Consider the following 20,988-nt stretch of genomic DNA (forward strand, 5'->3'; position numbering starts at 1 on the left):
AAAAAAGTAGTTAGTGGTTCCATTTTTCATCCCCATTTATGTATATAAGTACCTTCATAATTTAACAAGCAATCGATTAATTTCTTTGCATCATTTTCAATTAAAATTAATTCCTTATATGCTGGTTTCACAAAGCCTTGCTCTATCATATGATCAAAAAGCGTCATAATCGGATCATAGTAATTATTGATACTAAGAAGTGCACACGGTTTCTTGTGATACCCAATTTGGGCCCAAGTAAATACTTCAAACCATTCTTCTAATGTCCCAGTACCTCCCGGCAATGCAATAAAGCCATCCGCATAATCTGCCATCATTGCTTTCCGTTCATGCATGGTTTGAACTACATGCAGTTCAGTCAATTTTTCATGGGCAATCTCCACATTTTTTAACTTTTCCGGGATGACACCAATCACATTACCACCAGCTTCTAACACACCATCGGCGACAGCCCCCATACAACCTACATTAGAACCTCCATATACAAGATCAATACCATTCGCTACTAATAGTTGGCCTAGCTTTTTTGCCTCTTTTACATAAATCGGATCAGTTCCCGTACTAGATCCACAATATACTGCTAACCTTTTCATTGATTTTACCTCACTCATTTATCATAAATTTATTCCGCTATTACTATATTTCTATATACAAAAACTTATTCCTTCTATTAGAAAGAGCAATTTTTTAAACCTTAAGTCAGAAGGTAATGCCTAGTATTTCTTTCATTTCTTCTAAAAGATCTTGATGGCTGTTTACGGTGATAAGAGGATGGCTAGGGGTGCTTGGCTGATCATAGCTGAATAGAATAGTTCCATTTTCCAAAAATTGAAATCCATAATCTCCTCTGCCAAGACTTGTCCTATCGTCTTTATAAAAGCCAAACATATAGTAATTATCTTGATCCTCTAGGATCCTGATTAATTCATCGGTATTAATTTCTTCTGCTTCAAGACCCTCTACCATTGATAACACTTTCTTTATCTTTTCTTTATCTTCTATTGGCTTCGATAATTTTTCTGAAGTGAAATTATTTTCAATTTTTTGCACAAATAATATCTTTGCAAAATCTTTATTTTCTATTTGAACCGTTTTTACATCGGTATTACACGCACATACTAGACATAAAAGAACAACTAGGATAACTGATACCTTCCTCAACGTTTAATTGCTCCTTCCTTTAATAGATTATCACGGTGCTAAGCGGGGGATAACAGACGCTAAGACCCTAATAAGTTTCGCTAATGATCAGTGGGGTAAAACCCACTGATCACAGTCTCACTTTATAAACCAGGGATTTTTCCAGTCCCTTCATTCTATTAATCCTTAATAAAGGAGACGATTTCACCACGTGATTAGTTTCATTTATCCATATTAAATTAATGTTACAATTTTGTATCCTTTCCTACATTCTCTTTATTTTAAACAAAGTCGTTACGGCTATAGCTATTAATCGCTGTGAAGGGTATCTAGACAAGGATATTTTCTTTTTTGTCTTGTAAATTGTTTGTTTGGGTGATAAAATTTGATTGATTAATCAAAATAAATATTGAACAACCAAAATAAGGAGTGATCTGATGGATAATGTCGAAGTGTATAAAAACCTTCCAAGTTGGCTTCAACGTATTCTCCCCTTTGCAAGTATTGTATTGTCGTTACTAGCTTTTTCTTATGTTTTCTATCGCTACACACAAGGTAATTTAGAAATTGTACATTGGCTACGAATCATTATATTTTCTATAATAGGTGTCGTATTACTAGTTTCTACTATTATCTTTGCCTTCCATAAAGAGGAAGCTTGGAAGTTGTTCATTGGAGGATTAACGTTACTTCCCGTGCTTTTAATGCTGCAGCTTTTCTTGCTTATTTTACAAGTGATCCGAATAGTTTTACAGTTCATTTTTCAAGGAAGTATCCCCGAGCCGATTAAAATGTTTATCGAGAACTACCCAAGTAAATTCGATATAATCATATTAGGCGTGCTTTTTATAATTGGTGTTATGTGGATAATCGATCAACTAAAAAAGCCTAAAAAGTAATATATATGCAGGAGGAACAAGAATGGAGAAGCAACCGTCTTTTATCACTCAAGCAAGAAGAGAACAAATCATCAAGGCAACAATTGATACATTAGACGAAATTGGCTATAAAAATATCAGCTTGGCCAAAATAGCAAAAAAAGCAAAAGTTAGTACAGGACTAATCTCTTATCATTTCTCAGATAAAGAGGATGTATTAAACAACACACTAGTCTATTTATTAAAAAACCAATATGAATATATTAAAGAGAAAATTGATGAAAGTAAATCTGCGAATGATCAACTCATTACTTTCATAGATGCATCATTGGCATATCAAGCTACCCATTACGTTCACAACGTAGCATTAATTGAAATTATCTTTAATGCCCGTACACCAGATAATATTCCATACTATAAATTATCGGATGATGATGAAGATCCATTATATAACCTATTGCAGGAAATATTACGATCTGGGCAGGAAGCGAAGGAATTTAGTAGATTTGATATTAAAAATGTTTCCATCATCATTCAAGGCGCTATTGGTGAAAGCATGCTAATGAATCAGGAGAATTTCAACCTAGAAACATATAAAAGTGAATTAGTAACAATGGTGACAAAGATGGTCAAATAAGTCGGGCACAGCTCACAGAGTAGAATCTAGTATCACTTACTTTGGTGAAAATTAATAGCTCTCTTAGCCAACGACACAACTTCATCTATAAGGTGCACAGGCGAAACTATTTTGATTTGATCTCCAAATCCTAAGATATACTCTATGGCTTCCTGTCGATCATTGAAACGCAAAATTGCAGGGAGCCAACCTTGTTCATTTGCACTCTCCTTATTCATCACTTGCACAAATTTACTAGTGAAAGTGATTCTGTTTATGATGGACGGTGCAATTTCTACATCGACATCATAGGCGGGCAAATTACGAATAAAATTGTCTTTTGATTGCTCCCAATACGTGGCTAAATGAAAATTAGCCGGACGTTCAAATCGTCCCATTTCCATTTTTGCGGAATGAATTCTTGATGCTCGATAATTTCGCAATTCTCCATCTCTTGATGCAACAAGATACCACCTGTTACCTTTTGCAACTAAGCCTAACGGTTCAATTAATCTTTCTACTTTGTTACCATCCGCCTTCTCGTAGAAAATCTTCAGCTTTTTATCCTCCCAAACTGCTTGTTGAATTGTTTTAAAGGTAGCCACTTTTTCTTTAGATTGCCTCCAAGAACTTACATCAATATGAATTCGATCCCACAATGCTCGAGCATCAGCTTGATAATGAATAGGGAGCGAAGCAAGCAACTTGTGTCTAGGATCTATCGAATCAGTTAATCCCAAATCTTGAAGTAACTCTGTTGAAGGAAACACAAATAAAGCTTTCATATCCTCTAATGTTAATGTACTCAATTTACTTTGAAAGTTATCTAATAAGCGCCAGCCACCCCATTTGCCTCTCTCTGCAACCACTGGAATTCCTGCTGTACTTAATGCATCCATGTCTCTAAGAATAGTCCTGTTTGAGACTTCTAATTCATTAGCCAATTCCCTCGTAGTTATTTTCCCTCTGTTCTGCAACAAAACCATAATATTGATTAATCGATCTGCTCGCATCTAACTCATCCTTTTCGTAAAATATATATTTTTAATCATGACATAGGATGTCGTATTTGTAGTATATACTTTAGATCAATGTAAAGAAAGGAGACGAAACAATATGAAATCTTTAAGAGGGAAAATTGCTGTAGTAGCTGGAGCTACACGTGGTGCTGGACGCGCCATCGCAGTCATGCTTGGTAAAGCCGGTGCTACTGTATATGTAACCGGTAGAAGTGTTAGAGGTATGCCTTCAGAAATGAAGCGACCCGAAACGATTGAAGAAACGGCAGAACTCGTTAACCAACAAGGTGGAAAGGGAATAGCTGTCAAAGTGGATCATACTTTGGAACAAGAGGTTAAAGTACTTTTTGAAAGGGTTGCAATGGAACAAGGAAAGCTTGATATTCTTGTTAATGACGTTTGGGGCGGTGACCCATTAACCAATTGGGACCAACCGTTCTGGGAACATAATCTGCACAATGGTTTAAAAATCCAAACACAGGCTGTCCATTCCCATATCATTACGAGTCACTATGCTATCCCCCTAATGATAAAACAGAGAGAAGGATTGGTTGTAGAAATTACAGATGGAGTCAATTATGACTATCGAGGGAATCTATATTACAGTCTTGCCAAAATATCCGCTATCCACCTTGCAGAAGCTATGGCACATGATTTAAAAAAATATCATATTACCTCTGTTGCTGTTACACCAGGCTTTATCAGATCAGAGGCAATGCTTGATCACTTTGGTGTATCAGAAGAAAATTGGAAAGAGGCAACTAACATCGAACCTCATTTTATTGCATCTGAAACACCTTTCTATCTTGCAAAAGGTATTGCTGCTTTATCATCCGATAAGAACATTTTTCGAAAAACAGGGCAAATATTAAGTTCTTGGGAATTAGCTAAAGAATATGATTTTACAGACATCGACGGAACAAAGCCTGATTGGGGAGACTATTTTAATAAGACGTTTAACAGCAAATCAGATGAATAACACTAGTTGTCTTTATTATGTTTTTTCTTTCAACGAAAAGGAATAATATTGATGGAAACGGTGAAAATTACATTGAATTGCCTATCCTCAATCCAGATGAATATCGAAACAACGTAAGAAGGAGTGTATGGCTAATGAATCGTTTTGAAGACAAAGTGGTTGTCATCACAGGTGGTGGTGCTGGACTCGGTAGGGCTACCGCTATAGAGGTAGCAAAGGAAGGCGGAAAATTAGTACTCGTTGATGTGAACAAAGAAGGCCTTGAAGAAAGTAAAGATGAAATTAAAAAGGTAGTTCCTCAAACAAAAGTAGAACTTGCCGAAGCTAATGTTGCAAAAGAAGAAGATGTTTCCCGTTATGTTCAATTTACGATTGATACATTTGGCAGAATTGATGGTTTCTTCAATAATGCCGGTATTGAGGGAAAACAAAACTTAACAGAAGACTATGGCATTGAGGAATTCCAACGTGTATTGGATATTAACTTAAATGGTGTATTCTATGGAATGAAACATGTGTTAAAAGTAATGAAAGAACAGGGGCATGGCTCCATAGTTAATACAGCATCTGTTGGCGGGATCAGAGGTGTCGGTAATCAATCTGGTTATGCCGCCAGTAAACATGGAGTAGTCGGTTTAACCCGAAACTCAGGTGTTGAGTATGGTCAATACGGTATCAGCATTAAAGCTATCGCTCCTGGCGCAATCATGACCAATATGGTAGAGGAATCATTAAAACAAATGGCTGGGGATGATTGGGAAGAAGCCGGAAAAGAGTTTGTCAGTGTCAACCCAATGAAGCGATTCGGTAAACCGGAAGAAGTGGGTTACCTGGTTACATTTCTATTATCCAATCAAGCTGACTTTATCAACGGAGCGGTTATCCCTATTGATGGTGGACAATCCTATAAATATTAATTACCTTATCACGAATAAACAACGGCACTTTTTGCCGTTGTTTTTGGTTCACTCTCGTAATCATCTAAAATAACCCCAGCTGTACCATTAAGTCAACACCATCAGAAGATACCCAGTAATCTTTGATTTTTCCTTGATTCGCATGTTAACTAAAAGGGTAAACATCCAACCCAAATAAAAAGAAAACCTGAAGAAGAATACAGTGAGATTCTCTTCAGGTTTTCTATATTTATATTGTTATCTTTTTATGAATGAAGACATCCATCAGTTTATACACAAAGAACAGGACGAAAAAGCCGGTACCATATAGCAAGAACGTTACCTCAAGTACGATACAAATTAACGGCGGATCAGTAAGCACATTTGATATCACTAGCAATATGATCGATGCCGTTATTCCAATCAACGCATATCCACCTAAATAGTAATGAGCATGCATATTGAAAAGTTGAGTGTTCTTGGATATAGAAGAAAACTCATTCACTTTAAATTCGTTTATAGCCGTTATGACTGCTTCTTCTTTTGTTTTTCCTTGCTCTATGAGATCTTGAGAATAGTCTTCTAGATATGCTTGTAACTCTAATCTTTCATCATTAGATAAAACGAGATTATCAACAAATACTTGAATATTGTTATTTCTTTTGTACATGGTATTCAGCCGAATATGACCAATATAATTAAACACCGACCAGATAAAGGCAATCAAAAGAGCTATTGCGTATATGGCTAATGCAATCTTTGGTGATCCAGATGGATGATACGCTAGATCAATATAAATAGTAATAGTGAATATTAATATCGATATAACTAGTAACCAACTATAAGTTATGTCCTTTAGATGAAGTAGTTTTTTAAAGAAATGTTTCATATTAAATTCCTCCAAGTTATTAAACGATTAACAGTAAGTCGTTCATGCTACCTACAAGAATAGAATGACAAGAACGCCGACAATCAGACAATAATAGGAGAAGTATCCCAAATTACCTCTTGTCATAATATTAATAAACCACTTCAAAGAAAATAACGTTGCAATAAAAGTAGCTACAAATGCAAGCACATACGGAATGACTAATTCTGAAAAGTTTGGATCATTTACAATTTCGGGAATTTCTAAAATGCCTGTTCCGAGGCTTACCGGAATATAGAGTAAGAATGAAAATCTTAACGCTGTTTCCTGTTTCATTCCTACAAGCATAGATCCTACAATCGAAGCTCCTGAACGACTGATACCTGGTGTTACAGCTATAGCCTGAGCAGCCCCTACAATAACCGAATCTTTTACAGATAAATCTCCATCGTACTTTCTACCTTTAAGGTTACGAATCATCCACAATGCCGCTGCAGTAATGAGTAATGTAACACCTACCACTTTAGTATTACTAAGCCATTCACTAATTACATCTCCAAACAATACACCAATGACACCGACAGGAATGGTAGCAATAATTAAGTAAATGATAAAATGAAAATCACTCTTTTGCTCATGCTCACGGGTAACAACAAATTGCACACCATTTTTTGCTAGCCGGATGATATCCGTTCTATAGACTACGAGAACCGCTAAAAGAGAAGCAAAATTAACAAATATCTCAAACGAAAGACCAGTAGCTTCAATGCCAAAAAGCTCCCTTAAAATGATAAGGTGTCCACTTGAAGAAATCGGAATAGGCTCCGTGATCCCTTGCGTCAAACCTAATACTAAATATTTTATAACTGTCCATAATTCTGAAAAACCTTCCATTCCTAAATCCTCCTCAATTTTACTTTTCTTTAGGTTCATGTCAAAACCTTCATATGTACTCTCTTTGTGAACAACCTCTTCTATAAAAAGCGTTCTACTAACTGAGCCATAACCTCCCAGTCTTTTTTATACTGGTTATACTGTTCCTGTCCCAATTCTGTTATTGAATAATATTTTCTCTTACCTCCCTGACTTTCTTTCCCCCAATAAGAAGTAATGGCACCGTTTTTCTCTAAACGCTTTAACGACAAATAAAGAGTGGGTTCTTGTATATTAAATGATCCGTCAGACTTACCTTTAATCCGTTTTGAGATCTCATATCCATATCCATCCTTCTCCTGCAGAAGTGAAAGTATAAGAAGATCAATAGTACCTTTCAGCATTTCTTTATTCAATGATCTGCCCCCCACCTTATTACTTAATATTATTAAGTAATTTTTAGTATATAGCATATTACTTAATAATACAAGGTAATTTTCTCAACAAAAAAACTGCCCCAATATATACTGGTGGCAGCTTTTCTCAGAATAAGCTATATCTTTTCTTTCATTTTTAATAAAATCGTTTATAACTTGCGAAATGTTTCTTCCAATAAGTATGATCCAAGCTCGTGATAACAACCCCACTGGAACCTGCATGGATAAACTTATTATCTCCTAAATAAATGCCCATATGAGAGATACCAGATTTATAGGTTCCCTCAAAGAATACTAAATCTCCTACTTTAGGATTGTTTACATAATAGGAACGGTCGTAGTAATCAGAACTAGAGAGACGACGAAGATCCATCCCAGCTTGGTTATAGACATAATATATGTATCCACTGCAATCAAACCCACTTGGTGTTGTTCCAGCCCATGCATAACCAGTGCCTTCCAAACTTTTTGCTACATCAATAAGTTTGTCAACATTATAATCCACATCCACGTTTGATTCATTACTAGAACTGTTATCTTTCGAAGCGGATCCAGCATTTGGAGCCTCTCCAATGTTTAATTTTTGACCAATATAGATTCTATCTGAGCTTAGTTTATTCCACTTCTTCAAGTTAGCGACCGTAACATGATACTCTGCCCCAATACCGGAGAGCGTATCACCGGATTTTACAGTGTATACGGTTGAAGACGCAACACTTTGTTCTTTAGGCTTAGATGTTGAAGCGGAAGTGTTATCTTTGTTAGAACTGCTACTAGTGGTAGAATTCTTAACTACTAAAACATTGCCAGGATAGATTAATGTAGTATCTAAATCATTCCATTTCATGAGATTACTAAGAGAAATATTGTGATGGGATGCAATGCCGCTTAAAGTATCTCCGCTCTTCACTGTATATTTAGTAGTACTCGTTTGTTTTGTTTGACTGCTGTTCTTATCGTTATTTTTTACATTACTATTGGAAGGAGTTTTATCAGTTTCTAGTACTTGATTAGGATAAATGACATTTGAGGTAAGTTTATTGACATCGACTAATGACTGAACACTTGTATTATACTTTTGCGCAATCTTCCATAAAGAATCACCACTCTGGACTTTATATGATGCCGCTTCTGCTTCATCTGCACCTACCGTTGCTGCTGCGATTGCTGCACCTAATGTAACCGACATTACCACTTTTTTATTTGCCAATTTCCATATCCTCCTATTAATTAATATTGATAGTTTAAAGTATGATTTAAAATAAAGTTCAATCAAAGCACCATTCGATTGAAAAAGCGTAGGACTTTTTACTAAACAATATGACTTTATTTTAAATTCGCTTAAAGGTATTATAACTTTTTTTCATGGAAATTGATAGATAAGTGTAAGATTACGAGAAAATTTGTTAGATTTTCCCGATTATGCAAAAACAAAAAGCCCAGACAATAGCTGAGCGAGTGGTGATATATCGATAAGATTTTACAAATGTTCAGGGAGATGGCGTTTATACATGTCTATTACATTTGTATTCGATTGTAAAGTTTTGATAGTTTTGGCATTTGGATTAGAAAAGATAATAGGAAAATCTATTTCTCCTTGCTTCTCTTGAATGGGAAATGCTAACTTTTCTTCATCTATGGAAAATTCCGCTTGTACTCCCGGCTTATTTCCACGAGCATCTAATCTTATCCACCGTTTTAATGAATCAAGATACACTCCATTTAATGCATGAAGGGAATAACCTTTTTCAGGTGTATCAAAAAGTAGTAGTCTCTGGTAACAGAAACCTGTAGGTATACCTTCTGCTCTTAATAAAGCAGCTAGTAAATTAGATTTGGCATAACAAATCCCTTCTTTATTTGTTAGAACGTCTGAAGCTTTACATGTTACAATCACACCTTGAATATCCCAGGAATGCGATACTCTATCCCTAACAAATTCAAAAGCCTTTTTCACCTTTTCAATTTCCGTATGCTGAGGTTGGAAAAGTTCGGTGAGTTTATCTTGAATGACTGGATTCGAATAATCAATTACCTCTGACTCTTTAAGATACTCCTTCAAATCATTTGACTCAGGTTTAATTTGCATAATTATCCTCACTCCTCCTTTGTATAATTATACAACATAACGCATTTTTATTATACACAAATTAAACCGGCCAGAAGGAGAGCAACTAATAAGTCTAAAAGTGAAACATTGCTACTTTTTAGAAAGTATAATTAATTCCATTATTTCCTTCCCATATGCCAAGACTTTTCCGAATCTGCAAAATCTGCCCGATGTGGTATGCGTTATGTAAGTTTATATAAGTAAGGCTTTCTAAATATTTTTCTAAATATTCTTGATCACATCTGCTAATTTCATCTTCCCAATCTGCCATCGCTGTAAAAATTTTGTACACCAACGAGTCCCAATTCATTTCTTTTGGATTTTGAAATGTCGTCTTATTATCCGTCACACTAACATGATCAGGTATTTCTTTAAATCGATTTAATTCCAGTAAATTATAGAAATATAAGTGGTGAACAATCTCAATTATGGAGTGTGTAGAATCTTCACTTTTGTAGGAAGCTTGTTCAGCACTAATTCCTTTTAATGCTGTCTTCAATGACACAAACCAAGTGTCTCTGTTATGGCACGCTTGAAATTGTTTCAAGATAAGTTCCTTTGTAGTCACTTTTTCCACTCCTCTTTTTTTTTATTTAATTCTAATGCTCAATCTCAGGATATCCTATGTTACTATTATAAAAAAGTATTCAGACAACAAAATATAAGATAGCTTTTTATGTAGAGGTGAGAAAAATGAGCGAAGAACTTAAAATTTTCGATAAGAATCGAAATGAAATAGGTGTAGCCGACAGGGATGAAGTGCATAAACATGGATATTGGCATGAAACATTCCAATGCTGGTTCGTGGATAAAAAAGATGGTATCGATTACATTTATTTACAAAAACGGAGCAATGACAAAAAAGATTTTCCTAATCTTTTTGACATAACTGCAGCTGGTCATTTGTTGTCAACTGAAACTGTTGCCGATGGTGTTAGAGAAATACAAGAAGAACTAGGGATCGATGTACATTTTGATGAGTTAATACCTATAGGAGTAATAGAAGACCCTATCGAAACAAATAGCTTCTTGGATAGAGAATGGGCAAATGTATATCTATACCACGTAAAAGAGCATGATGAATTCAACTTGCAGCAAGAGGAGGTTTCCGGGGTTTTCAAGGCAACGTTTAATGATTTTTCTGACTTGTGCTTTGACAAGAAGAGTGAAATCAAGGTAGAAGGATTTGAAATCAATGAACTTAGGGAGAAAATCATCGTTAACAAAAACCTAAGTTTAGACAAGGTTGTTCCGCATCGGAAAGAATATTTACAACAAGTCGTGAAACAAATTGCTTGTCACCTATCATAACAAAATCTTTTTGTAATATTTGTTTAATTGAAGTACTCTTAGAAATTATCAAGGAGGAGAACAATGAAGTTTGTCTTAATTTTCGGACCCCAAGCAGTTGGAAAAATGACTGTTGGGCAAGAACTTTCCAAAATAACAGGCCTAAAACTATTACATAATCATATGACAATTGATTTGCTAGAGCCTTTTTTCGGCTTTGAAACGGAGACGTGGAGATTATCCACCTTGTTTCGTGAGGAAATCATGAAATCCTTTGCTAAAAGCGATAACTATGGCATGATCTTCACATATGTATGGGCATTTAATGAGGACGAGGATTGGGAATTTGTGACTGGTATTTGTAAGATATTTGAATCTGAAGATGCCGAAATATACTTCGTTGAGTTGGAAGCTGATCTGGATCAGAGGATAATGCGTAACAAAACCCCTAATAGACTTGAACAAAAGCCAACGAAAAGAAATACTAAACAATCTGAAGAAGAGTTATTAAGTTCTTTAGACGCCTACCGATTAAATTCTGAGCCAGGAGAAATTAAACAGCAACATTATCTTAGAATCAATAATACTGAGTTAAATGCTAAAGATGTTGCAAGTATAATAAAAAAGAAGTTTAAATTATAGCAAGACGTAAATTGCATTAGTTTTACAACCTACTGATTGAGTGGAAGGAAGACTTATCATTTTCTGACTGAAAAAAAGTAAAAAATTCCTCCAAGCATCCAGAATGGCTCCCAAAAAACTAATCTCCAGAAAGTTGCGTATGAATCTAGATCAAAATCTAGTACATTAATCGCGCTTAATGTAATCGTGATAAAATTTAGTAAGCCATAGAGAAATAAGGCTATTCCAGCAATTTTTGTCATGTAGTAAAGTGTTTTAATTATTGTATTATTATTCCACTTGATCAGCAGCATCAACAATAAAATCAAGCCAAGAAGTTTAATTACGCCGGTTAGCCATACTATTACAATAAACGAGGGTTCAGGGTTTAACGACATCTCATAAATGGATCCTCCCAAGGATCGAACACCCTTTAAACCACCCATTGCCCAATAAAAGCTCATACCAGCAAAAAGAACTGTCCAAACGATTCCCATAACTATGGACCAATAGCGCCTTTGCAATGGAATGCCTCCTCTCATTTCCCTTTTAACCAATAACCAGTCAATTCAATGTTGAGATAGCAGGTTATTAACGTTTGTTGTCTTGAACAGAAGCCCACCAAAAGGAATATTAAACAATCCGAAAAAGAACTACTTCGTCCTTGGATACGTACCGGTTGAATTCTTATCAAGGAGAAATTAAACGAAATAATTATCTAAGAATTAATAATAGTGAACTAAGTGCTGAAAAAGTCGCCAGGATGATAAAGAATCAATTTAAAATATAAGAGATGAAGTAGGTAAAACACTTATCTAATGATGCAATTTCCACCTGATAAGTAATCCGCTAATGCATCCTCATGTTGTTTATTTACCAATTCAGGTGGTTCATTTGGGTCAAAAAATTTTAATTCTAATGTTTCTTCATCAAATGTTGAAAGTTCGCCGCCAACAACTTCAAGTTCAAAGAAATGAACAATGGTTTGGGCTTTATCCCCATTAGGATAGCTATCAAAGTATTTGGAATAAATACCTATAAGTTTTTTAAGTTCTACGACTAGCCCGGTTTCCTCTAGTATTTCTCTTTTGACTGCTTCTTCTATTGATTCACCCAATTCTAGAGCCCCACCAGGAAAACCCCACATTTGTTTGTCATGGCGCTTTTGAAGTAATATATGACCTTCCTCATTCACTACACATCCCCCTGCAAAGTTTAAGAAAATCTTTTCTCTACCTACTTTACTTCTAATCCATTGTATGTAATTCACTTTATATACCTCCGAAAATACTAATTGTTACAATGAGATGATATCTCTGGATTGTAAAGGTTTTTTTAAAATTTTTAGACTAATCATATATGGTCCTCCATATTAATGGGGCAATCAGAGGTTGTATGACATCAGTACTTCTTCGAAAAAATAAAATATTTTAAATATGAGCCAGCTAATAATAGTATAGATGGTGCAATTATAGGTATGAAAGGTAGATTAACCTTGTTTGAAAAACCTAATACATTTAAAAATGGTGAATTTATCAAAAAGTAAAAGTAATACATTAATGACTCTTCTTGCACACTTTTACTATAAGTAAATGTAAAATAAATAAGTAGATTGAAAATAACAATAAGAGAAACTGATAAAAAGTTATAATACCATTTTTTGTATATGTCTATTAGTGACCCTCCGATCACATATAAAATTATTGTTAAATAAAATACTAACTGGATAATTTGATTTTTTTCGTTTAATGTCCATGTTAAATATATACAACAAAGCTTATAACAATTGAAACTACCGTAAATAGGAGAAGCGATTTAATATTTAATAGAAAATACTTTTTTAAGCACTTTAAAATCATTCCATTGCCCTCCTGAAATACACTTTAGTACAACCTTTGAGAATAACTTTTATCAAGCCTTCCCTGGATGGACTCTACACTAGTATTAGGAAGATTAGCATGTTCAAATATCATTTTAGCAGCAGTTGGTAACAAGTTTTTATCCGTCCAAGAATCTGGATCCCATAACCCAGAACGCTTGAATGCTTTTGCACAATGAATAAAACATTCTTCGACCTCTACTCCAATACCTAAAAGAGGCTTTTTTCCTCTAACTGCCATTTTTTCAAGTAGTTCGTCATCTGTTACCAATATTGCTTTTCCATTCACTCTAAGTGTTTCACCCAATCCTGGTATAAAAAAGATAAGACCTACCTTGGGGTTTGCTAAAATATTTCGCATTGTATCGCCCCTCTTATTTCCTGGTCGTTCAGGTATTATTAATTTATTTTCACTTAACACCTCAACAAATCCTGCCTTATCACCTCTTGGAGAAGCATCACAAAAGCCTGCCTTATCTGAAGTAGATATAACCAAAAATGGGGAATTGGCTATAAAATCAGAACAATTCTGGTCAAGAGTGGGAATCACTTTATTATTTACTAATTCACTTGGAAAGCCAATGATTGATCGAAGTTGTTCTTCTGTTTTTATAACACTCTCAAATTGATAATCTTTACTGTTCATTTAAACACCTCTTAGGCTAACTTTTCCATTTCTATATTAAACTATTTGATTATAATAGTCGGAATTTTATTATGAATGCAGTACCACATAAAATCAACTGAAGCACCTAAGATAGTAGTGGTCATTTTTTGTGATAACATTTCAGTTTTTTGTAAAATTATGTATTAGTTAGTGATAGAATATTATAAATAGAGTAGGAGAGTTGATAAAATGAATATTTCAATAAACAAATTAATTGGAGAATATGTCCAAATTGTCCCTATGACTCGTAACCATATACAAGACTTATATGAGATTGGTACCGATATCAGAATTTGGACTCATCTACCAAAATCCATACAAACAATTAATGATATGGAATCTTTTGTAGAAGAAGCCTTAGACAAAAAAGAAGCTGAAACTGAATTTCCCTTTATTATATTCCATCCATCAAACAAAATAATTGGTACAACAAGATTCCTTGACATTTCTAATGTAAACAAGAGCTTAGAAATAGGTTGGACTTGGCTAACCCCATCCGTTTGGGGTACACATATTAATACAGAATGTAAGTACTTATTATTATGTTATTGTTTTGAAGTAATGAAGGTTATTCGAGTTCAATTTAAAACGGATGAACTAAATGTTAGGTCACAAAAAGCAATAGAACGTATAGGCGGAGTGCGAGAAGGTATTTTGAGAAATCATATGATTCGTAAGTAAAGATGGAACTTTTCGTAATTCAGTATTTTACAGCATCATCGACAGCGACTGGATATCTGTAAAACAGAAATTACATATAATTTTGCACAAGAACTAAAAATGAATTGATCACTCTCAAAATGTGCTTAACATCAAAAAAAGCAGTATCTTACTTCAAAAAAACATATAGGTGAGAGCTGCTAACCATTCTTCACCACAAATGTTATCGCCTTAGTTTTTAATAAAATGGATTTCTCATTACGCACAATCTGGTACTCTAATGGTTTGACTACTTGTTTGATTACTTTCCAGTCTTGATAAATGTTATTTAATTTATTTATCATTTCCTCTGTTGAAATATTGACCTCCATGAGTGCTTCCAACTGCTTATTTGTTTCCATTTCGATTTCTTCTATTTCCGAATTTATGATTAGGCAGTTAATACCACTTTTTTTGGTGCCTTTAACCATCCGTTTAATTGTGTCTTCAAGGGCATTTTCTGAATTAACATGTTCCAAACTCGATACTGCAACAATCAAATCATATGTATCTTCTTTTATTGGATACTTTCCTATATCAGCCTTTTCTGTTTCAATTATGTCTGCCACTTCAAATTTTTTACTGTATTCGATTAATTTATTAATAGCTGAATCCAGTAAATCAACACAGACAACTTTTCCATCTTTATCTTTAATTTTTTCAGCGATAGGAATACTATTTCTCCCAACACCAGCACCCAAATCCAAAACATTAAGCTGACCTTTACCATCTAATAAAGGTATTAATTCCATTACCGTCTTAACAGGCTTGTATAACCAGGAACCCTTTTCGAATAATTGATAATTATCATAACAATAGTCATGGTACTTCTTTTCTTCATTACGAATGAATTCTATCCTATTCATATTATCCCTCCATTTATCATCATTAGAAAAGACTTATTACCCTAGCCAGAAACGAAACAACAAATCCAATATATAGAAAGCCACTTTCTTCTTAATACCTAGAAAACTAATAATTTAGGTCGTCCTCAAAGGAACCTATCATCAGAAATACGTAAGTTGTATACTATTTGCTTTGATTAAACAACAGAATAGTCTACAATAAAGTTACTACAAACACTTCTTTTTGAACAACAAAATGAATACGATTACATTTAGGCAGTGAATTAATTCTATGCAGGAAAATATGCAAAAAAGAAAGGGTTGGAATATTATGTCCAAAGGTACAGTATGGCCGGCAGAATGGAAAACTTACAGTGATCGATTTTCAGGAGTGTCTATAACACAATTGACAGATTATACAGGGCACAGTCACCATCTCTATTTTACAGAAAATGGTTGGTATGATAATGGTAATAAGATATTGTTTTGCTCCGATAGGGAAAATAAAACAAATTTATTCAGTATTAATATTTCCTCCGGAGAAATCGTACAGTTGACTGATCATGATACGACATATGGGAGTTTATCTGCATGCCTACATCCAACTGAACAAATGGCTTATTTCAGAAAGGAACACCAAATTATCGAAATTGATTTAGTAACATTGGAAGAAAGAGTAATCTATGAAGGAGATAAATCCCTTGTTGGAGGGAATATTAACTGTACTTCGGATGGAAAATCTATTATTACTTGCTTACATGAGGATTTTAAAAACAAATTTCCAATTGATTTAAAAAATGGCTATGTAGGTCACCGTGAATTAATGGAAGCAAAACCTTACTCTCAAATTCTTAAAATAACCATTGAAGATGGAGACGCAACAGTAGTTTACGAGGATCATAATTTTATCACTCACATCAACACTTCTCCAAAACACAAAGACCTGATCACATTCTGTCATGAAGGGCCGTGGCAACTTGTTGACCACCGAATATGGGGGCTCAACCTGAAGACCGGAGAAGCATGGAAAATTCGTGAGCGTAAAGAGCCTTATGAAATGGTAGGGCATGAATACTGGTATCCAGATGGAGAAAACATTGGATATCATGGTTTTCGAGCGAATGGAACAGCCTTTTTCGGGAAAATCCACTACGAGAATAAAAATATGGAGGAGGTAGAGTTTTCTTTTCGCAATTGGCATGCCCATTCTCACGGATTTTCAAAAGTAGTTATTGACGGGAGAGCTCCACTTGATAAATTAATTGTCTGGGATCAGGTTAATGGGGAGTTTTCAAACCCTAAAATATTGTGTGAACACCGTTGCAGTTTTCATGTTCAAAAAGTACACGCCCATCCCAGATTCAGCCCTGACGGTAGCAAATTATTATTTACCAGTGACAAAAATGGCTACGGAAATTTATATTTAGTGGATTTACCGGAGAATTTTGAGACTTTACCAGATTTCGATACAGATAATGCGAATTAAGTAAAAATTGATTTTGTTAACACTTGTTAGAGTAGCATTCATTTTGAATTAATTAATTCAAAATGAATGCTTGTTATTTTATTGATTTATGGCTTCGTATAAGTAGCAAATTCAATAAAACCAACAATAAATACACATATCAGCATAAATAAAAATAAACCAAGCGCCCACAATGCAAATCTTTTTTTATAGTTTAATCGGGTGAAACTCAATAGTGCTGAAACAACCCCCATTCCGGGAACTATTTGTAAGAATAGATTCGAAAATAATGGCAAACCATTTGATGTCATCAAAAAAATATTGAAATAGGCCAAGGTCAATAATGCGCAAATAAATGAGAATATACTTAATCTTGTCTCACGTAGCTTTGGTTCCTTTCTATTAACCCCTTTTACCAATTCCATAACCGAACCTCCCCAATAGATATTGTTCGAATGGATTCGTTATCTTTTAGTTTTAAAATTTCCTTGGCAGGACCAGTTATTACGCCACCGTAGGTATTCAGTCCATTATTTTTGATATAATCAATTCGATGTTCCAGATCTAACCATTTGGCATGAGCAATATTTGTTGCCTGTTCTTCATAATCTTTCAGAAACACAAGACTCTCCATAAATTGTTCCTCATTTGGCTCTCTATTGTTGTATGGTGACCATGCATCTGGATCCGGCTGAGCAGGATATCCAATTGGTGCTAAATACCCTCCTTCAAGACTTTTTCCTGAAGCCTCCAACCCGGTGTCAATCGCATACCATCTCCATTCCACATCAAGTCCTTCGATGATTTCCTTGGCATTTCCAGGTTGTATTAAATCATTCAATGAAACATATACTTCTGCTACCGTTCCTTCCGGGAGTCTATCTAACGTATCCCATGCATCCATATCTCGATTGGTTATCCTTGCTTCTGGATGATAGAGTTTTTTTGTATCAAAATAAGGAATATCTTGTGGTGGGTTTTCTGAAATATAATTTCTTTTAGGAAACTCTGCATCATCATACTGATAAATTACTTCCCAATCACCTTGTTTGATATCACTTTTTCCTACCCGTTTATACAAATCCATTGTAACTTCAAAAGTAAATAACCCAAACGTTCTTTCGATATCCATTTCTTCTAAACTGACATTCGGTTCTGTAATATATATCGTTTGAATTGGCACTTGAATAAGATCTTCCGCCTTTTGATGCCATCCATAGTAAATATAACTAGTCACTGTCAATATCGGATAAATGAGTAAGAGAATCATAATGACATATGCTGCTAATGAAAATCTTGCATTTCGTATTCCATCATCGAGAATTCTCTTAATCTTTTCGGGTGGCAGATCCTCATTCGAGCTTTCAGTCTCTGCCTCTAACTCCTCAGAAATAACTTCCTGATAAGCACTTAATTTTTCTAAATCTTTTTCGACTTCTTCCGCTTCTTCCTCTGGGAGATTACCTTTATAGTATTTTTGTAACTGTTCCTTCCAATCATCGCTCATTCTCTGACACACCCTTCCTGTAGAGTTGCCTTAGTTTCCCTTTTCCACGGAAAATATGGGTTTTTAATGTGTTTTCTTTTATCGAAAGCATTGATGCTGCTTCTTTATAAGAAAAACCTTGTAAGTCACACAAAACAATCGCTTTTTTCTGCATTGGTTTTAATTGCTCTAACTTCTTATAGAGTTCCTCTTTGTCAGCATATTTTTGTAATTCCTTTTCTACTGAATCATCAGATGGAAAATTCGTAAAATAAGTTGGTGATTCGAAGCTCACTTTTTTAATTCGTCTCGTATAATCAACAAATGTATGATAAGCAATTTTAATTAACCAGGATTTAAGAGCCTTTGGTGGACTTCTATCTAATGCTTGGTACGCTTTCATAAATGTATCTTGTGTTAGGTCTTCTGCTAAACTCTTATCCTTACAAAGGGAGAAAAGGAATCTATATACATCATGAATGTATAGTTTATAAAGTTGTTGAATATCCAATGCTTCTCCCCCTTTCATTTAAACAAACGGATATTCAGACTTTAAAGTTGCACTTTTTTGAAAATTTTCTAAATCTTTGTAAGCATTATCCAAAACATTTTACGAATTAGAAGATAAGTATTGTTTCTTAACCGTAAAATAAGTAAGATTAATATAGAGATGTATCGAAAGGGGAATTCTACTACATGTGTCCAATCCTGTAATGTATAATTTACCAAAATAAATAGCTTCTTACCCAGAATGTAAACGGGATAAGTATGTCTATTTGTTTGAATAATTATCATTACAGGGATGCGTGGTATGGAGGTATAAATACCCATTGACTAGGCAGATCCTATTTGGGTCTGCTTTTGTTTTAATGAGAAGATACATCTCTATTACCCCTTTATCGAGTATCCCTAAAACGGGGGTATGAATAATGAATCATTGTCAAAATAAAATTGGATTAATTACAGGAGCTAGTAGCGACAGAGATATCGGTACAGCTATCTGTCGCAAGCTAGCAGCCGAAGGTATTGATATTTTCTTTACACACTGGAAATCAAATGCTGTTTGGATTGAAAAATTTCAACAAGAGATTAGAAAAATGGGAGTTCGTTGTGAAAACTTGCAAATAGATCTATCTCAGTCTGATGCGGCCTTTGAAATACTTGATACAGTTACCAAGAAGTTTGGCTTACCATCCATATTGGTCAATAATGCAGCGCATTCGACGAGAGATGGATATGTAGAGTTAGATGCCCAGACGCTTGATGATCATTATGTGGTCAATATGAGGTCAACTTTTCTCCTTTGTACTCGATTTGCTCGACTTTTTGAAAAATCTAATTTAAACGCAGGAAGAATAATCAATATGACCTCAGGGCAAGATCTCGGCCCTATGACCGGAGAGTTAGCCTATGCAGCAACAAAAGGGGCTATCGTAAGCTTTACCAGATCATTGTCACAAGAACTTGCCCCATTAGGAATTACGGTTAATGCCGTAAATCCAGGGCCAACTGACTCAACTTGGATGACAGATGATGTAAGAAAAGCACTTTTACCTAAATTTCCAATGGGACGAATTGGTAGACCTGAAGATGTAGCACGCACCATCCGGTTTCTTGCAAGTGATGAGGCTGCATGGATAACGGGACAGGTTATAAACTCTGAGGGTGGATTTATTAGAGATTAATGAAAGAGTCTAAATAGATGTTATTTGTCCATTTGCTTCATTAAATTCAATAAGACAAAAAGCCACCATTCCGAAAAATTCGAAATGGTGGCTTTTTCATTTATCTTTAGAATAACACTTCTTTATTCATTAAAAAGCTTGTCGAATACCTCTATTAGACTTACCATTCATGCTATAAAAGAGTAATCAATAGATCGACTTCATATGAGGGGTGGCGCACCTGTATGACCTTCTTTGAATGATTTTCAAGAAGGGAGGTGGCGCTTATGGATATCGAAAACGTATTAACGCTGATGATTTCATTCGGCATGTTAATAGCGTTTATCATGTCCGATAAAAATAATAAAAGATAACCCCTCATATGCTTTGACTAGGCGCTGAGGGATTATCTCTCGTAAGTGCCGCCCCTCTTATCGGGGTTCGGTCTATTGTAACCGTAGACGTTGCACCGTCTACGGTTTTTATTATGTTATGCCTTTTCTAGTTTTAGTATACCCAATCATGGGATTTTTTACAACTAGCTTCATCATTAAGA

At 34.8% G+C, this 20,988-nt stretch carries 24 protein-coding genes and 1 pseudogene; 9 read left to right on the top strand and 16 right to left on the bottom strand.

Annotated features, from left to right (window positions below; all coding sequences use genetic code 11):
• Positions 1–26: 26 nt before the first annotated feature.
• Both ACTWP4_RS09595 and ACTWP4_RS09600 read right to left on the bottom strand, forming a co-directional pair.
• Entirely contained in the window at positions 27–593 is a 567-nt protein-coding gene (locus ACTWP4_RS09595) for a TIGR00730 family Rossman fold protein (RefSeq protein ID WP_443128545.1), read from the bottom strand.
• A gap of 106 nt (positions 594–699) precedes the next feature.
• Positions 700–1,161, bottom strand: a complete 462-nt coding sequence (locus ACTWP4_RS09600; RefSeq protein WP_443128546.1) for a hypothetical protein — start codon at positions 1,159–1,161, stop codon at positions 700–702.
• A 416-nt stretch (positions 1,162–1,577) separates the two neighbouring features.
• Between ACTWP4_RS09600 and ACTWP4_RS09605 the strand changes: the two genes are divergently transcribed.
• Positions 1,578–2,039 (top strand): hypothetical protein, encoded by a 462-nt coding sequence (locus ACTWP4_RS09605; protein WP_443128547.1) that lies wholly within the window; start codon positions 1,578–1,580, stop codon positions 2,037–2,039.
• A 22-nt stretch (positions 2,040–2,061) separates the two neighbouring features.
• Entirely contained in the window at positions 2,062–2,655 is a 594-nt protein-coding gene (locus tag ACTWP4_RS09610) for a TetR/AcrR family transcriptional regulator (protein WP_443128548.1), read from the top strand.
• A 32-nt stretch (positions 2,656–2,687) separates the two neighbouring features.
• Here ACTWP4_RS09610 and ACTWP4_RS09615 read toward each other — a convergent pair whose 3' ends face one another.
• A complete protein-coding gene (locus ACTWP4_RS09615; protein ID WP_443128549.1) occupies positions 2,688–3,647 on the bottom strand; it encodes a helix-turn-helix transcriptional regulator in 960 nt (319 codons plus the stop codon).
• Between the two features lie 103 nt (positions 3,648–3,750).
• Here ACTWP4_RS09615 and ACTWP4_RS09620 point away from each other — a divergent pair, with 103 nt between their 5' ends.
• Both ACTWP4_RS09620 and ACTWP4_RS09625 read left to right on the top strand, forming a co-directional pair.
• Positions 3,751–4,632, top strand: coding sequence for an SDR family oxidoreductase (locus tag ACTWP4_RS09620; protein ID WP_443128550.1), 882 nt, complete (start codon positions 3,751–3,753; stop codon positions 4,630–4,632).
• A 134-nt stretch (positions 4,633–4,766) separates the two neighbouring features.
• The gene (locus tag ACTWP4_RS09625) at positions 4,767–5,549 is read left to right on the top strand and encodes a glucose 1-dehydrogenase (protein ID WP_443128551.1); all 783 of its coding nucleotides are present in this window, start codon (positions 4,767–4,769) and stop codon (positions 5,547–5,549) included.
• Positions 5,550–5,778: 229 nt separating this feature from the next.
• Here ACTWP4_RS09625 and ACTWP4_RS09630 read toward each other — a convergent pair whose 3' ends face one another.
• From ACTWP4_RS09630 to ACTWP4_RS09655, 6 genes are all read right to left on the bottom strand, one after another.
• Complete coding sequence (locus ACTWP4_RS09630) at positions 5,779–6,417, bottom strand: hypothetical protein (protein ID WP_443128552.1); 639 nt, start codon at positions 6,415–6,417, stop codon at positions 5,779–5,781.
• Between the two features lie 51 nt (positions 6,418–6,468).
• Complete coding sequence (locus ACTWP4_RS09635; RefSeq protein WP_443128553.1) at positions 6,469–7,290, bottom strand: undecaprenyl-diphosphate phosphatase; 822 nt, start codon at positions 7,288–7,290, stop codon at positions 6,469–6,471.
• Between the two features lie 80 nt (positions 7,291–7,370).
• Positions 7,371–7,685, bottom strand: a complete 315-nt coding sequence (locus tag ACTWP4_RS09640; protein ID WP_443128554.1) for a PadR family transcriptional regulator — start codon at positions 7,683–7,685, stop codon at positions 7,371–7,373.
• 157 nt (positions 7,686–7,842) lie between these two features.
• Positions 7,843–8,916 (bottom strand): LysM peptidoglycan-binding domain-containing protein, encoded by a 1,074-nt coding sequence (locus ACTWP4_RS09645; protein ID WP_443128555.1) that lies wholly within the window; start codon positions 8,914–8,916, stop codon positions 7,843–7,845.
• Between the two features lie 270 nt (positions 8,917–9,186).
• Positions 9,187–9,795 carry a transglutaminase-like domain-containing protein gene (locus ACTWP4_RS09650; protein ID WP_443128556.1) on the bottom strand — a complete coding sequence of 203 codons (609 nt, stop codon included), beginning with the start codon at positions 9,793–9,795 and terminating at the stop codon, positions 9,187–9,189.
• A 118-nt stretch (positions 9,796–9,913) separates the two neighbouring features.
• Positions 9,914–10,384 carry a DinB family protein gene (locus ACTWP4_RS09655; RefSeq protein ID WP_443128557.1) on the bottom strand — a complete coding sequence of 157 codons (471 nt, stop codon included), beginning with the start codon at positions 10,382–10,384 and terminating at the stop codon, positions 9,914–9,916.
• Between the two features lie 125 nt (positions 10,385–10,509).
• Here ACTWP4_RS09655 and ACTWP4_RS09660 point away from each other — a divergent pair, with 125 nt between their 5' ends.
• Positions 10,510–11,127, top strand: a complete 618-nt coding sequence (locus ACTWP4_RS09660) for an NUDIX hydrolase (protein WP_443128558.1) — start codon at positions 10,510–10,512, stop codon at positions 11,125–11,127.
• Between the two features lie 63 nt (positions 11,128–11,190).
• Positions 11,191–11,748 carry an AAA family ATPase gene (locus ACTWP4_RS09665; RefSeq protein WP_443128559.1) on the top strand — a complete coding sequence of 186 codons (558 nt, stop codon included), beginning with the start codon at positions 11,191–11,193 and terminating at the stop codon, positions 11,746–11,748.
• Positions 11,749–11,804: 56 nt separating this feature from the next.
• On the opposite strand, the gene ACTWP4_RS09670 is transcribed toward ACTWP4_RS09665, so the two are convergent.
• The 3 genes from ACTWP4_RS09670 to ACTWP4_RS09680 all read right to left on the bottom strand — a co-directional run bounded on the left by ACTWP4_RS09670 (position 11,805) and on the right by ACTWP4_RS09680 (position 14,252).
• Complete coding sequence (locus ACTWP4_RS09670) at positions 11,805–12,251, bottom strand: DUF3995 domain-containing protein (protein ID WP_443128560.1); 447 nt, start codon at positions 12,249–12,251, stop codon at positions 11,805–11,807.
• Between the two features lie 287 nt (positions 12,252–12,538).
• Positions 12,539–12,997 (bottom strand): NUDIX hydrolase, encoded by a 459-nt coding sequence (locus ACTWP4_RS09675; protein WP_443128561.1) that lies wholly within the window; start codon positions 12,995–12,997, stop codon positions 12,539–12,541.
• A 613-nt stretch (positions 12,998–13,610) separates the two neighbouring features.
• On the bottom strand, positions 13,611–14,252 hold the full coding sequence (locus ACTWP4_RS09680) for a pyridoxamine 5'-phosphate oxidase family protein (protein ID WP_443128562.1): 642 nt from the start codon (positions 14,250–14,252) through the stop codon (positions 13,611–13,613).
• A gap of 210 nt (positions 14,253–14,462) precedes the next feature.
• Between ACTWP4_RS09680 and ACTWP4_RS09685 the strand changes: the two are divergent.
• A pseudogene (locus tag ACTWP4_RS09685) lies at positions 14,463–15,051 on the top strand (GNAT family N-acetyltransferase).
• An 82-nt stretch (positions 15,052–15,133) separates the two neighbouring features.
• Here the strand turns inward: ACTWP4_RS09685 and ACTWP4_RS09690 are convergent.
• A complete protein-coding gene (locus ACTWP4_RS09690) occupies positions 15,134–15,838 on the bottom strand; it encodes a class I SAM-dependent methyltransferase (protein ID WP_443128563.1) in 705 nt (234 codons plus the stop codon).
• Positions 15,839–16,148: 310 nt separating this feature from the next.
• Between ACTWP4_RS09690 and ACTWP4_RS09695 the strand changes: the two genes are divergently transcribed.
• Entirely contained in the window at positions 16,149–17,303 is a 1,155-nt protein-coding gene (locus ACTWP4_RS09695; protein ID WP_443128564.1) for an oligogalacturonate lyase family protein, read from the top strand.
• Positions 17,304–17,389: 86 nt separating this feature from the next.
• Here the strand turns inward: ACTWP4_RS09695 and ACTWP4_RS09700 are convergent, their stop codons facing one another.
• Genes ACTWP4_RS09700 through ACTWP4_RS09710 form a run of 3 tightly spaced genes read right to left on the bottom strand, consistent with a single transcriptional unit; the run spans position 17,390 to position 19,279 of the window.
• Positions 17,390–17,707, bottom strand: a complete 318-nt coding sequence (locus tag ACTWP4_RS09700; protein WP_443128565.1) for a hypothetical protein — start codon at positions 17,705–17,707, stop codon at positions 17,390–17,392.
• Positions 17,695–18,789 (bottom strand): anti sigma factor C-terminal domain-containing protein, encoded by a 1,095-nt coding sequence (locus tag ACTWP4_RS09705; protein WP_443128566.1) that lies wholly within the window; start codon positions 18,787–18,789, stop codon positions 17,695–17,697. The genes ACTWP4_RS09700 and ACTWP4_RS09705 overlap by 13 nt, the downstream gene beginning before the upstream one ends.
• Positions 18,779–19,279, bottom strand: a complete 501-nt coding sequence (locus ACTWP4_RS09710; RefSeq protein ID WP_443128567.1) for a sigma-70 family RNA polymerase sigma factor — start codon at positions 19,277–19,279, stop codon at positions 18,779–18,781. Before ACTWP4_RS09710 ends, ACTWP4_RS09705 begins: the two co-directional genes overlap by 11 nt.
• A 418-nt stretch (positions 19,280–19,697) precedes the next feature.
• Here ACTWP4_RS09710 and ACTWP4_RS09715 point away from each other — a divergent pair, with 418 nt between their 5' ends.
• Positions 19,698–20,453, top strand: a complete 756-nt coding sequence (locus tag ACTWP4_RS09715) for an SDR family oxidoreductase (protein WP_443128568.1) — start codon at positions 19,698–19,700, stop codon at positions 20,451–20,453.
• Positions 20,454–20,988 lie beyond the last annotated feature (535 nt).

It is taken from the genome of Gracilibacillus sp. D59 (genome assembly GCF_052246695.1).
Taxonomy (GTDB): Bacteria; Bacillota; Bacilli; order Bacillales; family Amphibacillaceae; genus Gracilibacillus.

What these genes read in the sequence shown, in the direction of transcription:
- ACTWP4_RS09595 (WP_443128545.1), bottom strand. Translation starts at nt 593, where the DNA reads ATGAAAAGGTTAGCAGTATATTGTGGATCTAGTACGGGAACTGATCCG.
- ACTWP4_RS09605 (WP_443128547.1), top strand. Translation starts at nt 1,578, where the DNA reads ATGGATAATGTCGAAGTGTATAAAAACCTTCCAAGTTGGCTTCAACGT.
- ACTWP4_RS09610 (WP_443128548.1), top strand. Translation starts at nt 2,062, where the DNA reads ATGGAGAAGCAACCGTCTTTTATCACTCAAGCAAGAAGAGAACAAATC.
- ACTWP4_RS09615 (WP_443128549.1), bottom strand. Translation starts at nt 3,647, where the DNA reads ATGCGAGCAGATCGATTAATCAATATTATGGTTTTGTTGCAGAACAGA.
- ACTWP4_RS09620 (WP_443128550.1), top strand. Translation starts at nt 3,751, where the DNA reads ATGAAATCTTTAAGAGGGAAAATTGCTGTAGTAGCTGGAGCTACACGT.
- ACTWP4_RS09625 (WP_443128551.1), top strand. Translation starts at nt 4,767, where the DNA reads ATGAATCGTTTTGAAGACAAAGTGGTTGTCATCACAGGTGGTGGTGCT.
- ACTWP4_RS09630 (WP_443128552.1), bottom strand. Translation starts at nt 6,417, where the DNA reads ATGAAACATTTCTTTAAAAAACTACTTCATCTAAAGGACATAACTTAT.
- ACTWP4_RS09635 (WP_443128553.1), bottom strand. Translation starts at nt 7,290, where the DNA reads ATGGAAGGTTTTTCAGAATTATGGACAGTTATAAAATATTTAGTATTA.
- ACTWP4_RS09650 (WP_443128556.1), bottom strand. Translation starts at nt 9,795, where the DNA reads ATGCAAATTAAACCTGAGTCAAATGATTTGAAGGAGTATCTTAAAGAG.
- ACTWP4_RS09660 (WP_443128558.1), top strand. Translation starts at nt 10,510, where the DNA reads ATGAGCGAAGAACTTAAAATTTTCGATAAGAATCGAAATGAAATAGGT.
- ACTWP4_RS09665 (WP_443128559.1), top strand. Translation starts at nt 11,191, where the DNA reads ATGAAGTTTGTCTTAATTTTCGGACCCCAAGCAGTTGGAAAAATGACT.
- ACTWP4_RS09680 (WP_443128562.1), bottom strand. Translation starts at nt 14,252, where the DNA reads ATGAACAGTAAAGATTATCAATTTGAGAGTGTTATAAAAACAGAAGAA.
- ACTWP4_RS09690 (WP_443128563.1), bottom strand. Translation starts at nt 15,838, where the DNA reads ATGAATAGGATAGAATTCATTCGTAATGAAGAAAAGAAGTACCATGAC.
- ACTWP4_RS09695 (WP_443128564.1), top strand. Translation starts at nt 16,149, where the DNA reads ATGTCCAAAGGTACAGTATGGCCGGCAGAATGGAAAACTTACAGTGAT.
- ACTWP4_RS09700 (WP_443128565.1), bottom strand. Translation starts at nt 17,707, where the DNA reads ATGGAATTGGTAAAAGGGGTTAATAGAAAGGAACCAAAGCTACGTGAG.
- ACTWP4_RS09705 (WP_443128566.1), bottom strand. Translation starts at nt 18,789, where the DNA reads ATGAGCGATGATTGGAAGGAACAGTTACAAAAATACTATAAAGGTAAT.
- ACTWP4_RS09715 (WP_443128568.1), top strand. Translation starts at nt 19,698, where the DNA reads ATGAATCATTGTCAAAATAAAATTGGATTAATTACAGGAGCTAGTAGC.